Genomic DNA, 13,683 nt, shown 5'->3' with positions numbered 1-13,683 from the left:
ATCTCCGCATGACCACTACTTCCGCCCTTCCCGCCCGCGAGCAGAGCGAGGCCCGCCCGGCCAACTCTGCAGCGCGCGTTGCCACCGCCAGTTTTATCGGCACGGCCATCGAGTTTTACGATTTCTATGTGTACGCCACAGCCGCTGCGCTGGTGATCGGGCCGGTGTTCTTCCCGCAAACCTCCAGCACCGCGCAGATGCTGTCGGCTTTTCTGACGTTCGGAATCGCGTTTCTTGCTCGCCCGCTGGGTTCGGCGCTGTTTGGCCATTTTGGCGACCGCATCGGTCGCAAATCGACGCTGGTCGCCTCGCTGCTGTTGATGGGGGTCTGTACGACGTTGATCGGCGTGCTGCCGGGATACGATGCCATCGGATCATGGGCGCCGATCCTGCTCTGTGTGCTGCGCTTCGGTCAGGGCCTGGGCCTTGGCGGTGAATGGGGCGGAGCCGCCTTACTGGCGACCGAAAACGCTCCCAAAGGCAAACGAGCCTGGTTTGGCATGTTTCCCCAACTGGGCCCATCGATCGGTTTCCTTGCCGCCAACGGGCTGTTTCTGACGCTGGCCATGACGCTGGATGACGAGCAATTTCGCTCCTGGGGCTGGCGGGTGCCGTTTCTGCTCAGCGCCGTGCTGGTCGTTATCGGCCTGTATGTGCGCCTGAAGCTTGAGGAAACACCTGTCTTCGCCAAAGCCATTGCCCGCCACGAGCGCGTAAAGCTGCCCATCGCCGAGCTGTTCGCGCAGTACTGGGCACCGATGCTGTTGGGAGCAGCCTCAATGGTGGTGTGCTATGCGCTGTTCTACATTTCGACGGTCTTTTCGCTGAGCTATGGGGTGAAGACGCTGGGCTACAGTCGGGAATCGTTCCTGGCGATGCTCTGTTTCGCCGTGCTGTTCATGGCCCTTGCGACGCCGCTTTCCGCACTGGCCAGTGACCGCTTTGGCCGCCGGCCGGTGTTGATTGTCGGCGGCGTGCTGGCCATTCTGTCGGGTTTCCTGATGGAGCCGTTGCTGACCCACGGCACCACGTGGGCGGTGACGCTGTTCCTGTCCATCGAGCTGTTTCTGATGGGCGTCACGTTTGCGCCCATGGGCGCAATGCTGCCAGAGCTGTTTCCCACGCGCGTTCGCTACACCGGTGCGTCGGCGGCTTACAACATCGGCGGCATTGTCGGCGCCTCTGTCGCGCCGTTCTTCGCACAAAAGCTGGTGGAAATGGGCGGGTTGAGCTGGGTGGGCGGTTATGTTTCGGCAGCAGCGCTGATCAGCGTGATTGCCGTGCTGTGCCTGAAAGAAACCCGGCACGCGGACCTGGATACGATTGCCTGAGCCCACCGGAAACGTACGTGTGGGAGCGCGCTTGCCCCCGAACGAGGTGTATCAGTCACCGCTTATGAACCTGACACACCTCATTCGCGGGCAAGCGCGCTCCCACACTGTCAGCAGGTAGCGGGTGACATAGGCAGGTTTGATCCAGCGTCTTCGTGCGCACAGCTATCAAACAAAAACGGCGCCTGTGAGGACGCCGTTTTTTGTTCGAAGCTGACGCTTAAAGCTGAACCTTCACGGCCATCGAAGCACGGGTGGCCTTGCGCCGGGCGTCATCAACCGACTCGTCACGCGCCAGCGCCACGCCCATGCGCCGCTGACCGTTGACTTCTGGCTTGCCAAATAGACGCAGCGCGGTGTCCGGCTCGCTCAGCGCCTGCTCCAGATTGGCAAACGCGGTCTGCGTGGATTGGCCTTCTACCAGAATCACTGCCGAGGCCGATGGGCCAAACTGGCGGATCAACGGAATCGGCAGGCCCAGAATCGCGCGGGCGTGCAGCGCAAACTGCGACAGGTCCTGAGAAATCAATGTCACCAGACCGGTGTCGTGGGGACGCGGCGACACTTCGCTGAACCAGACCTGGTCACCCTTGATGAACAGCTCGACGCCAAAAAGGCCTCGGCCGCCCAACGCTTCGGTCACGGCCTTGGCCACTCGCTCGGACTCGGCCAACGCCACCGGGCTCATGGCCTGTGGCTGCCAGGATTCCTGATAGTCGCCCTTCTCCTGACGGTGGCCAACCGGTGCACAGAACGTCGTGCCACCGACATGGCGCACGGTCAGCAAGGTGATCTCGTAATCGAAGTCGATGAAGCCTTCGATGATGACTCGACCTTTGCCGGCGCGACCGCCCTCTTGGGCGTAGTCCCAGGCCTTCTGAATGTCAGCGTCGGTTTTCAGCAAACTCTGGCCCTTGCCCGACGAGCTCATGACCGGCTTGACCACGCACGGGAAGCCCAAGTCTTCAACGGCTTGCTCGTAGTCTTCGAACGTGTCGGCGAAGTAGTAAGGCGAGGTTGGCAGGCCCAGTTCTTCAGCGGCCAGGCGGCGGATGCCTTCGCGGTTCATAGTCAGCTGTGCGGCACGAGCCGTAGGGATGACCGTGAAGCCCTCGGACTCCAGCTCGACCAGCGTCGCCGTGGCGATGGCTTCGATTTCCGGGACGATGTAGTGCGGCTTCTCGGACTCGATCACCGCACGCAACGCCGCGCCGTCGAGCATGTTGATAACGTGGCTGCGATGCGCGACCTGCATCGCCGGAGCATTGGCATAACGGTCGACGGCGATCACTTCAACGCCCAGACGTTGCAGTTCGATCACCACTTCCTTGCCAAGCTCGCCGCAACCGCAGAGCAAAACGCGGGTCGCGGTCGGCGACAGTGGAGTTCCGATTTGAGTCATCTCAGGTCCTCGTGGAGCAGGTCGAGGGTCGCTCGCCGTGTGCAAGCAACCGCAGGGGAGAAAGGCGCGCAATTTACCATGTTGGCAAGGCAAAGGGATGCAGCAGCGCAGGGATGAGTCAGCGGCGGCGGGCGTCGCCGTTCACCGAAAACATCATGCCGCCCGCCTTCGCCCGCTCGTCACAGGCCGCGAGCACGGCGCGGCGTGCCGGGTTGTCCATGCGGCTCCAGCCGGTAATCTCGGCCACGGTGCGCTGGCACCCGGTGCAGACGTCCGCATCGTCCAGCGAGCAAATGCTTACGCACGGCGAGCGGACCGGCTTTTCATGGGCGCTCGTTTCGGCGATTGGGGAACCTGGGATCGGGGAGTCGAAGGTCGGGGAGTCGGGGCTGGGCATCAGTCTTCCTGTGGCGCCAGGTCACGCGCGTAACGTTGGGCGTTATGGACGTAATGGGCGGCGCTGGCTTCGAGCATTTTCTTTTGGGCCTCGGTCAGCTCGCGGACGATCTTACCGGGCGACCCCATGACCAGCGAGCCATCGGGGATGACTTTGCCTTCGCCGATCAACGAATTCGCGCCAATGATGCAGTGCTTGCCGATCTTTGCCCCGTTGAGGATGACCGAGTTGATGCCGATGAGCGTGTTGTCGTCCACGCTGCAGCCATGCAGCATCACGTTGTGGCCGACGGTGACGTTGCGGCCAATGGTCAGCGGCGAGCCCATGTCCGTGTGCATCACCGTCCCGTCCTGCACATTGCTGTTCTCGCCAATGTCGATCAGCTCGTTATCGCCGCGCAGCACGGCACCGAACCAGACACTCGCATTGGCCTGCAAGCGCACATTGCCGATGACGGTCGCAGTGGGCGCGATCCAGCTGGTCGGGTGGGCATCAACGCGGGATTCGCCCAGGCGGTACTTCATGACGTGCTCCTTGTGGCCAAACCTGGCGCGGCGGGTCAGGATTTCAGCGTATGGATGATGGATCGAGTGGGCGGCTGGTTGAGGTTGATGCCGCTGTCGAACAGCAGGTTCATCAGCTCGACGATCATGATCGCGGTCAGGCCCCAGATCTTGTACTCGCCGAACCGGTAACTCGGCACATACCAGCTGCGCCCCTGGTAGTCGATGCGATGGGTGTGTTCGCGAACGTCCTGCCGAAAGAACTCCAGCGGCACGCTGAACACCGCTGCAATTTCAGCATCATTGGGCGTGTATTCAACGAAGTCGGGAATAAGGCCGACGTAAGGCGTCACCTTGATGCCGTGCTTGGAAATGAGCGGACTCAGCGGGCCGACCACTTCCACCAATCCGGGCGGCAGGCCGATCTCCTCCTGTGCTTCGCGCAGGGCGGTAAAAATCAGGTCCGGGTCTTCGGGGTCCCGACGCCCGCCGGGAAAAGCCACTTCGCCGCCATGGGTCGACAACCCGCTGGCACGCAAGGTCAGCACCAGCTCGGGTTCTTCACTGCGAGTAATGGGCAGAAGCACGGCGGCTTCGGGGAAGCGCGCGTCCGTCTCCAGCCTCACCGGCGTGTGGCTGCTCATACGGAGAAGAAGCTCATCCAGCATGGGAATTCTCGATCGGTTGCCTGCCCGGCATCATGCACCAAAGCTTCGACGCGCCCAAGTGTTCCCAGACACGCCATACACCTCTTGCCGTGTACCTGCGCAACAGCTCAAGATAGCCGCTGACTTCAGGAACCCGATCCGATCATGAAATTCTGCAGCAACTGCGGCGAAAAGGTCATTCAGCGTATTCCCGAGGGCGATAGCCGCCCGCGTTACGTGTGTGAGCACTGCAACACCATTCACTACCAGAATCCCAACATCGTGGCGGGCGTCGTACCGGTCTGGGGCGACAAGGTGCTGCTCTGCCGTCGGGCCATTGAGCCGCGGCTGGGCTACTGGACGCTGCCGGCCGGGTTCATGGAAAACGGCGAAAGTGTCGAGCAGGCTGCGCGCCGTGAAACGCTGGAAGAGGCCTGCGCCGAGGTGGAGGACTTGCAGCTGTATTCCATGATCGACGTGCCGCACATCAATCAAGTGCATATTTTCTACCGCTCCAACCTCGCCAGCCCAGAGTTCGCCGCAGGCGTCGAAAGCCTTGAGGTGAAGCTGTTCGACGAAGCGGATATCCCCTGGACTGACCTGGCGTTCAATACGGTCAGACGTACCCTGGAATGTTTTTTCCGCGACCGGCGGCATCAAGATTTCCAGGTGCGCACCGACTGTCTGTCTGTTACTCCGCCGCTCAAGACCACTTGATCAACACGATGGCGCGCGATTGTCGCGCAGGCTTCAGGGATATCCATTTCATGCGTTGGTTGCTTGCTGTTTTATGCCTGTCGTTTGTGCCGTTGTCCCAGGCTGCGTTCACCCAGACCATCGTGCCTAAAGGCAGCGAACAGAAGTTCGTTGGCGGCAAGGTCATCGACACCGAAAACATCGCCGACCGCACCATCGATAAAGTGTTGGTGCTCAAGTCCGCGCATCAGCTGCAGCTGATCAGCCGTGGGGAGGCGTTGAAGACGTATCGAATTTCCCTGGGCAAAGCGCCCAAGGGTCCCAAGTTGCAGGAAGGCGATCAGCGCACACCGGAAGGCTTTTACTGGCTGGACTGGCGCAAGACCAGCGACGCCTACAATCTGTCGCTGCATATTTCCTACCCCAATATTTCTGACGCCGCACGCGCACGCCGCGAAGGCGTGAAGCCGGGCAGCATGATCATGATTCACGGCACGCCGATCAACGAGGACTATCCGGAGTGGTACTTCCACACGCTGGACTGGACCAATGGCTGCATTGCCATGCGCAACAGCGATATCCGTGAGGTGTGGGATCTGGTGAAAGACGGCACGATGATCGAAATCCGGCCTTGAGGATTGAAGATTGAAGATTGAAGTGAGACGACCGTAGGAGCCGGCTTGCTGGCGAACGGGCTGTATCCGTCAGCATTGCTGTCAAAGGCCTGGCGAGTTCGCCAGCAAGCCGGCCCCTACAGAGGATCAGCGGTGTGGTGGCAAGCAGACCGGTATAGGCCTCAATACAACGACAGCGACGCTAGATATCCGCCAGCTTCCACACATCGTATGCCGGTACTTCATAGGGATGACTGCGTTTAAGCGCATAAACCGCCTGCTCGATCAGCTCGTCAGCCACAACGAGCTCGACCTTCCATTCCTGAACCTGCTCGACCTCGCCGGCTCGCCCGATGAACGGCTGACTGCCGTCCAGCGGGCGGAACTGGCCCTGGCCGAGCACTTGCCATGAGCAGCAGTCGTAAGCGCCGATTCGCCCCGCACCGGCGGCGAACAACGCGCTTTTGACCTGCTCCACATGGCTGGGCGGCACAAAGAACGCCAGCTTGTACATCGCGATCAGTTAACCCAGACGCGCGCGTTGCGGAACATCCGCATCCACGCACCGTCCTCGGTCCACTCGTCCGGGCGCCATGAGTTGTTCACCGCGCGGAACACGCGCTCAGGGTGCGGCATCATGATGGTGACGCGACCGTCGAGGGTGGTGAGGCCGGCAATCCCGCGCGGCGAACCGTTCGGGTTGGCCGGATAGGTTTCAGTGACTTTGCCGTGATTGTCGACGAAACGCACCGCAACGGTGCCGGACAGGTCGGTTTCAAGCAGCGCGTCCGGCGACTTGAACTCGGCGTGACCTTCACCGTGAGCGATGGCGATCGGCATATGCGAGCCGGCCATCCCTTGCAGGAAGATCGATGCCGATTTCTGGATCTCGACCATCGCCACGCGCGCCTCGAACTGTTCCGAGCGGTTGCGCACGAAATGCGGCCAGAACTCGCTGCCCGGAATCAGCTCGCTGAGGTTGGACATCATCTGGCAACCGTTGCACACACCCAGCGCAAAACTGTCGCTACGGGCGAAGAAGCCCTGGAACGCATCGCGTGCACGGGTGTTGAACAGCGCGGACTTGGCCCAGCCTTCGCCGGCGCCCAGTACGTCGCCGTAGGAGAAGCCACCGCACGCGACCAGCCCCTTGAAGTCATTGAGGTCAACACGGCCGGCAAGGATGTCGCTCATGTGCACGTCAACCGAGGCGAAGCCGGCACGGTCAAAGGCGGCTGCCATCTCGACCTGGCCATTCACGCCCTGCTCACGCAGCACCGCCACTTGCGGGCGAACGCCTTTCTTGATGTAGGGCGCAGCGATGTCGTCATTGACGTCATAGCCCAGCTTCACGCTCAGACCCGGATTCTCTTCTTCCAACAGCGCATCGAACTCCTGATCCGCGCACTCGGCGTTGTCGCGCAGACGCTGGATCTGGTAGCTGGTCTCGCTCCACTGACGCTGGAGCAGGCGGCGGTCGCCTTTGAAAACACTCTCGCCTTTCAGGCTGACGGACACTTCGCTGTTGTTGATCGGCTGGCCGATCACCGCAACGCAATTCTCGCCCAGACCCGCAGCACTGAACTGTGCGAGCACAACCGGCGTGGCGTCCTGACGAACCTGAATCACCGCACCCAGTTCTTCGTTGAACAGAATGGCCGCGACCTTCTCAGGCGTACCGGTCAGGGTGCCGAGTTCAAGATTCAATCCGCAGTGACCGGCGAACGCCATTTCAAGCGCAGTGGCCATCAGACCACCGTCCGAACGGTCGTGGTAGGCCAGCAGATGGCCGTCCGCGTTCAGGCCTTGAATGACCGCGAAGAAGGCTTTGAGGTCTTCGGCATCGTCGACGTCCGGCGCGACGCTGCCCAGCTTGCCGTGGGTCTGAGCAAGAATCGACGCACCCATGCGGTTCTTGCCACGGCCCAGGTCGATCAGGATCAGATCGGTCAGGCCCTTGTCCATGCGCAGCTGCGGGGTCAAGGTCTTGCGGATGTCGATGACCGGCGCGAAACCGGTCACGATCAGCGACAGCGGCGAGGTCACAGTTTTTTCAGTGCCTTCGTCGCTCCAGCGGGTCTTCATGGACATCGAGTCCTTGCCCACCGGAATGGTAATGCCCAACTCGGGGCACAGTTCCATGCCGACGGCCTTGACAGTGTCGTACAGGCGCGCGTCTTCGCCCGGGTGCCCGGCAGCGGACATCCAGTTGGCGGACAGCTTGATGTCGGAGATCTTGCCGATACTCGACGCCGCGATGTTGGTCAGCGTTTCGCCAATGGCCATGCGCCCGGACGCAGGCGCATCCAGCAGCGCGAGCGGCGTACGCTCGCCCATCGCCATGGCTTCGCCGGTGTACACGTCAAAGCTGGTCGCGGTCACGGCTACGTCTGCCACCGGCACCTGCCAAGGCCCGACCATCTGGTCGCGATTCACCAGGCCGGTGATGCTGCGATCGCCGATGGTAATCAGGAAGCTTTTGCTCGCCACCGCCGGGTGATGCAGAACGCGCTGGACGCTTTCTTCGATGTCGAGCGCGCTCGGATCGAAGTCGTCGCCCAACTCGGCTTCACGCTCGGCGGAACGGTGCATGCGCGGCGCCTTGCCGAGCAGCACTTCCAGGGGCATATCAACCGGGCTGTTGCCGAAATGACTGTCGGTGACGGTCAGCTGCGGCTCCTCAGTCGCCTCGCCGACCACCGCAAACGGGCAACGCTCACGTTCGCAGATGGCTTTGAAACGCTCGAAGTCAGGGGCGCTGACGGCCAGCACATAACGTTCCTGGGATTCGTTGCTCCAGATTTCCAGCGGCGCCATGCCTGGCTCGTCGTTGGGCACGTTGCGCAGCTCGAAGCGGCCGCCGCGACCACCGTCGTTGACCAGTTCCGGGAAAGCGTTGGACAGACCGCCCGCGCCGACGTCATGGATAAACGCAATAGGGTTGGCTTCGCCCAGCTGCCAGCAGCGGTCAATGACCTCCTGGCAACGACGTTCCATTTCCGGGTTTTCACGCTGCACCGAGGCGAAATCCAGATCCGCCGAGCTGGTGCCGGTGGCCATGGAGGAAGCCGCGCCGCCGCCCAGACCGATCAGCATCGCCGGGCCGCCCAGCACGATCAGCTTGGCGCCAACGGTGATTTCGCCCTTCTGCACGTGTCCTTCGCGGATGTTACCCATGCCACCGGCGAGCATGATCGGCTTGTGATAGCCACGAACCTCGACGCCATGGGGCGTGCTGATGGACTGCTCGAAGGTACGGAAGTAACCGGTCAGGGCCGGACGACCGAATTCATTGTTGAACGCCGCGCCGCCCAGCGGGCCTTCAATCATGATGTCGAGCGGCGTGACGATGCGCTCGGGTTTGCCATAGGGCTTTTCCCAAGGCTGCTCGAAGCCCGGAATGTTGAGGTTGGAAACGGTGAAACCGGTGAGACCGGCTTTCGGCTTGGCGCCGCGACCGGTGGCGCCCTCGTCGCGAATTTCGCCGCCGGAGCCGGTGGATGCACCGGGGAACGGCGCGATCGCCGTCGGGTGGTTGTGGGTTTCGACCTTCATCAGAATGTGCACCGGCTCCTGAACCGCAGCGTACTCGCGGGTTTCAGGATTCGGGAAGAAGCGCCCGGCGACGCTGCCGACGATCACCGAAGCGTTGTCCTTGTATGCGGACAGCACGCCTTCGTTGTGCATCTGGTAGGTGTTCTTGATCATGCCGAACAGGCTTTTTTCCTGGCTCTGGCCGTCGATGTCCCAACTGGCGTTGAAGATCTTGTGGCGGCAGTGCTCGGAGTTGGCCTGGGCAAACATCATCAGTTCGATGTCGTGCGGGTTACGCTTGAGGCCGACGAACGCGCTCACCAGGTAATCGATTTCGTCCTCGGCCAGCGCAAGCCCCAGCTCGACGTTGGCTTTTTCCAGCGCGGCACGGCCACCACCCAAGACGTCGATGGCGGTCAGCGGTTTCGGCTCGGCATGGCTGAACAGGCTCGCCGCCTCTTCCAGCGCGCCCAGTACGATCTGGGTCATGCGGTCGTGAAGCGCGTCGGCAATCATCTGCGCGTCGGCGTCGCTGAACTGGCCCTGCACATAGAAAGCAATGCCGCGCTCAAGACGCTGGATCTTGGTCAGGCTGCAATTGCGGGCGATGTCTGTGGCCTTGCTCGACCATGGCGAGATGGTCCCGAAACGCGGCAGGACCAGGAACAGGCGGCCCGCAGGCTCCTGAACCGGAACGCTCGGACCGTACTTCAACAGGCGCGCAAGCACTTGTTGCTCGTCTTCGGTCAGGACACCATCGACCTCGGCGAAGTGGGCGAATTCAGCGTACAGGCCACTGACAGACGGAACTTTATCGTTCAGCTGCGCAAGTAATTTCTGGTGGCGGAAGGCGGAAAGGGCGGGAGCACCACGCAAGATCAACATCGTCGGGACAGCCTCGGGAAGGGGGTGTGCTTTGAGGCCGTGCATTCTAGCGTAATCGGTCAGCGTCGGCACCCGAAACCACGGCCGGGCATTCATCCGAATGTCGGCCAGGGCGCCTGCCTGCGTTGGCAGGTAACATTTCCACTGCTCTATCAGACGCAACCTGCGCTGTCGAGATATGGCGGTATGGCTCCTTTGCGTATACTGCACCGATGTTTTCCCTATCAGATTTCCGCCCACGCTGTGCCAAGTGGCTCATCGCAACCGGAATCTTCCTGCTGCTCGGCGCGTGTGTGGAGAAACCCACCACGCTGGAACGAGTCAAGGAGGATGGCGTTTTGCGCGTCGTCACCCGCAACAGCCCGGCGACGTATTTTCAGGACCGCAACGGTGAAACCGGTTTCGAGTACGAACTGGTGAAGCGCTTCGCCGACGATCTGGGCGTCGAACTGAAGATAGAAACCGCGGACAACCTAGACGACCTGTTCGACCAGATGAACAAGCCCGGCGGCCCGGTGCTCGCGGCAGCAGGGCTGGTCAGCAGCGAAAACCGCGCCAAACAGGTGCGCTTTTCCCATTCCTACCTCGAAGTGACGCCACAAGTGGTGTACCGCAATGGCCAGTCACGTCCCACCGATCCGGGCGATCTCGTCGGCAAGCGCATTCTTGTCCTGAAAGGCAGCAGCCATGCCGAGCAACTGGCGGCGCTGAAGGTGAAATATCCCGGCATCAATTACGAGGAGTCCGATCAGGTCGAGGTCGTGGACCTGTTGCGCATGGTGGACGAAGGCCAGATCGATCTGACCCTGGTGGACTCCAACGAACTGGCCATGAATCAGGTGTACTTCCCGAACGTGCGCGTCGGCTTCGATCTCGGCGATGGCCGCGATCAGCGCTGGGCCGTTGCTCTGGGGGATGACAACAGCCTCCTGAACGAGATCAACACCTTTCTCGCCAAGATGCAGAAGAACGGCATGCTGCAGCGACTCAAGGATCGTTACTACGGTCACGTTGATGTTCTCGGTTACGTCGGCGCCTACACCTTCGCCCAGCACTTGCAGGAACGCCTGCCCAAATACGAGAAGCACTTTCAGACCGCTGCCAAGGCCGAACAGGTGGACTGGCGCCTGCTGGCCGCCATCGGGTATCAGGAATCCTTGTGGCAGCCGGGCGTGACCTCAAAAACAGGGGTGCGCGGCCTGATGATGCTGACCCAGAGCACGGCGCAAGCCATGGGCGTGTCGAACCGGCTCGATGCCAGACAAAGCATTCAGGGCGGCGCCAAGTATTTCGCCTACGTCAAAGAGCAGCTCGACGACTCTATTCAGGAACCGGATCGCACGTGGTTGGCGTTGGCGTCCTACAACATCGGCACAGGCCACCTGGACGACGCGCGCAAGTTGGCTGAAAGCGAGGGGCTCAACCCGAACAAGTGGCTGGACGTGAAGAAGATGCTGCCGCGGCTGTCGCAGAAAAAGTGGTACAGCAAGACCCGCTACGGCTACGCCCGAGGCGGCGAGCCGGTCAGTTTCGTTGCCAACATCCGGCGTTATTACGACATCCTGACCTGGGTGACCCAACCGCAGATGGAAGGCAGCCAGGTCGCCGAGGGCTCGTTGCATGTGCCGGGTGTCGACAAAACCAAGCCATCGGAAGAGAAAGCGCCACTCTAACCAGCGCTACGCCTTCGCACGCCGCATCCTGAAAAACTCGCTCAGCATTGTCCCGCACTCCTCCCCCAGCACGCCGCCCTCGAACAGTACGCGGTGGTTGAGAAACGGCTGCGTGAAGAACTGGCCCTGGCTCTGCACCACCCCGGCCTTCGGCTCGGTCGCGCCGTACACCACACGGCTGATGCGCGAATGGACGATCAGGCCCGCGCACATGCTGCAAGGCTCCAGCGTCACATACAGCGTGCTGCCCGGCAGGCGGTAATTGCTGACCGCCTGCGCCGCCGCGCGGATGGCGACCATTTCAGCGTGCGCACTCGGGTCGCTGCCGCTAATGGGGCAATTGAACCCGCGGCCGACGATTTCACCGTTCTGCACCACCACCGCCCCCACCGGCACCTCGCCCAGCAATGCGCCTTCTGCGGCCAATGCCAGTGCTTGCTGCATGAAATGCTGATCGCGGCTGCGATCAATGATTGTCGGCTGACGCATCATGAGACCTCGATAGCGGCCATGAGACCGGTTTCCATGTGATCGACTACATGGCAGTGAAACATCCACACGCCGGGGTTATCAGCCACCAGTGCCACGCGCGCGCGCTCGTTGCGCCCCAGCAGATAGGTGTCCGTAAAATACGGAATCACGTCTTTGCGACTGGAAGCGATCACTTTGAAGCTCATCCCGTGCAAATGAATAGGGTGCTGATACTGCGTCATGTTTCTCAGCTCGAAAATGTAGCTCTTGCCCCGTTCAAGCCTGGCGATGGGACGGTCGGCGCAGGTCTTGTCGGTGATGTCCCACGCCTGTCCGTTGATCTGCCACAAGCTGGGGGGCTTGCCGTTGTCCACGTTCACCGACACCGAGCCGGCCCACTCGAAATTGAAGTTGAGCTTCTCGGCGTTGGCCAGATCAGGCTCGGCGACAGGGTTGGCCGGGAGTTCGGGTGGCCATTGGCCGGGCGCATCGCTGTTGGCGACCGAGCGGAATGTGCCGAGCCGGACAGGACCATTGCGCAGGGCAAGGTCCTCACCGGCTGCAGGTGCCTTGATCGCCAGACACATCCGCATGCCCGGTCCCAGCCAGTAATCCTTGCCCAGCGGGCGGGGTTTGACCGGATTGCCGTCCAGGGCGTAGATCATCGCGTCCGCGCCCGGGAGGTTTAGGCGGTAGGTCACGGTGTTGTCGAGGTTGAGGATCCGCACGCGGGTGATCTGTCCGGCCGGCAGCTCAATCACACCCTGCGGCACGCCATTGATCGTCGACAGGCGACCGGCCGTCCCCTCGCGCGCCGCTTCGCGAATCACGCTGAAATCTGTAAACGCGCCCTCCTCGTCAACGTGCCAGCTTTTCAGACTGACGACGCGCTCGTGGGCAAAACCGGTGGGCTCGCGCTCCTCGACGATCAGCGGCCCCACGAGCCCGCGGCCGAGTTGCTCACTGCTGCTGACGTGGGGGTGATACCAATAGCTGCCGGCATCCGGGACGCGGAATTTATAGTCGAAGTACTCGCCCGGTTTGACCGGCAATTGCGAGACGTAGGGAACGCCGTCCATCTCCAGCGGGAGCCGGATGCCGTGCCAATGAATCGTTGTTTCAACAGGCAACTGATTGATGAAGCGCACCCGCAGCCAATCGCCTTGTCTGACGCGCAGTTCGGTACCTGGCGCCGAGCCGCCGAAGGCCCATGCGGGCGTCTGATGCCCGGCAACCAGCTCGACGTCCAGCGGCGCGGCGATCAGCTCGTAATCGTGCCCCTCCCCCGGGCCGCGCTTGCCCAGCCAGTATCGAGAGGCGCCACCCGCCCCAAGCCCGACCACGGCAAGGCCGGCCAGGCCTGCAAGTATTTGTCGACGGGTGAAAGACATGTACGGAAAAACCTCAAACGACGGATCGCATTCGGGAACGATGCAGGGGGCGGACACGATACACCTGCACCTACAGAAATTTAAGGCGACGGCGCAGGCAATACATATTTAGTACCAAATGAATCGCTGATCGCGCCAA

General features: G+C 61.6%; 12 protein-coding genes. 4 read left to right on the top strand and 8 right to left on the bottom strand.

Annotation, left to right across the window (positions count from 1 at the left end; genetic code table 11):
• Window positions 1-8 precede the first annotated feature (8 nt).
• A complete protein-coding gene (locus QRN48_RS17645) occupies window positions 9-1,331 on the top strand; it encodes an MFS transporter (protein ID WP_037012448.1) in 1,323 nt (440 codons plus the stop codon).
• A 220-nt stretch (window positions 1,332-1,551) separates the two neighbouring features.
• Here QRN48_RS17645 and purT read toward each other — a convergent pair whose 3' ends face one another.
• The 4 genes from purT to QRN48_RS17625 all read right to left on the bottom strand — a co-directional run bounded on the left by purT (window position 1,552) and on the right by QRN48_RS17625 (window position 4,301).
• Window positions 1,552-2,733, bottom strand: coding sequence for a formate-dependent phosphoribosylglycinamide formyltransferase (gene purT / locus QRN48_RS17640; protein ID WP_285351989.1), 1,182 nt, complete (start codon window positions 2,731-2,733; stop codon window positions 1,552-1,554).
• Between the two features lie 118 nt (window positions 2,734-2,851).
• Window positions 2,852-3,079, bottom strand: a complete 228-nt coding sequence (locus QRN48_RS17635; protein ID WP_037013264.1) for a DUF1289 domain-containing protein — start codon at window positions 3,077-3,079, stop codon at window positions 2,852-2,854.
• A gap of 50 nt (window positions 3,080-3,129) precedes the next feature.
• Window positions 3,130-3,654 carry a gamma carbonic anhydrase family protein gene (locus QRN48_RS17630; protein ID WP_037012451.1) on the bottom strand — a complete coding sequence of 175 codons (525 nt, stop codon included), beginning with the start codon at window positions 3,652-3,654 and terminating at the stop codon, window positions 3,130-3,132.
• A gap of 35 nt (window positions 3,655-3,689) precedes the next feature.
• Window positions 3,690-4,301 carry a CoA pyrophosphatase gene (locus QRN48_RS17625; protein ID WP_037012452.1) on the bottom strand — a complete coding sequence of 204 codons (612 nt, stop codon included), beginning with the start codon at window positions 4,299-4,301 and terminating at the stop codon, window positions 3,690-3,692.
• Between the two features lie 144 nt (window positions 4,302-4,445).
• Between QRN48_RS17625 and QRN48_RS17620 the strand changes: the two genes are divergently transcribed.
• Both QRN48_RS17620 and QRN48_RS17615 read left to right on the top strand, forming a co-directional pair.
• Window positions 4,446-4,997, top strand: a complete 552-nt coding sequence (locus QRN48_RS17620; RefSeq protein ID WP_037012453.1) for an NUDIX hydrolase — start codon at window positions 4,446-4,448, stop codon at window positions 4,995-4,997.
• A gap of 50 nt (window positions 4,998-5,047) precedes the next feature.
• A complete protein-coding gene (locus QRN48_RS17615; RefSeq protein ID WP_037013266.1) occupies window positions 5,048-5,611 on the top strand; it encodes a L,D-transpeptidase family protein in 564 nt (187 codons plus the stop codon).
• A gap of 181 nt (window positions 5,612-5,792) precedes the next feature.
• On the opposite strand, the gene QRN48_RS17610 is transcribed toward QRN48_RS17615, so the two are convergent.
• Together QRN48_RS17610 and purL are read right to left on the bottom strand one after the other, a co-directional pair.
• Window positions 5,793-6,104: a YqfO family protein gene (locus tag QRN48_RS17610; protein WP_191944399.1), complete on the bottom strand. Its 312-nt coding sequence runs from the start codon at window positions 6,102-6,104 to the stop codon at window positions 5,793-5,795.
• A gap of 5 nt (window positions 6,105-6,109) precedes the next feature.
• Window positions 6,110-10,009: a phosphoribosylformylglycinamidine synthase gene (purL, locus tag QRN48_RS17605; RefSeq protein WP_285351986.1), complete on the bottom strand. Its 3,900-nt coding sequence runs from the start codon at window positions 10,007-10,009 to the stop codon at window positions 6,110-6,112.
• 212 nt (window positions 10,010-10,221) lie between these two features.
• Between purL and mltF the strand changes: the two genes are divergently transcribed.
• A complete protein-coding gene (gene mltF / locus QRN48_RS17600; RefSeq protein WP_285351985.1) occupies window positions 10,222-11,682 on the top strand; it encodes a membrane-bound lytic murein transglycosylase MltF in 1,461 nt (486 codons plus the stop codon).
• 6 nt (window positions 11,683-11,688) lie between these two features.
• On the opposite strand, the gene tadA is transcribed toward mltF, so the two are convergent.
• Both tadA and QRN48_RS17590 read right to left on the bottom strand, forming a co-directional pair.
• Window positions 11,689-12,171, bottom strand: a complete 483-nt coding sequence (gene tadA, locus QRN48_RS17595; RefSeq protein WP_191944516.1) for a tRNA adenosine(34) deaminase TadA — start codon at window positions 12,169-12,171, stop codon at window positions 11,689-11,691.
• The gene (locus QRN48_RS17590; protein WP_285351984.1) at window positions 12,171-13,544 is read right to left on the bottom strand and encodes a multicopper oxidase family protein; all 1,374 of its coding nucleotides are present in this window, start codon (window positions 13,542-13,544) and stop codon (window positions 12,171-12,173) included. The genes tadA and QRN48_RS17590 overlap by 1 nt, the downstream gene beginning before the upstream one ends.
• Window positions 13,545-13,683: the final 139 nt, after the last annotated feature.

The organism is Pseudomonas sp. ME-P-057 (assembly GCF_030208975.1).
GTDB lineage: Bacteria > Pseudomonadota > Gammaproteobacteria > Pseudomonadales > Pseudomonadaceae > Aquipseudomonas > Aquipseudomonas lutea.
The sequence above is the reverse complement of the archived record's forward strand: the minus strand, read 5'-3'. Positions and strand labels throughout refer to the sequence as shown.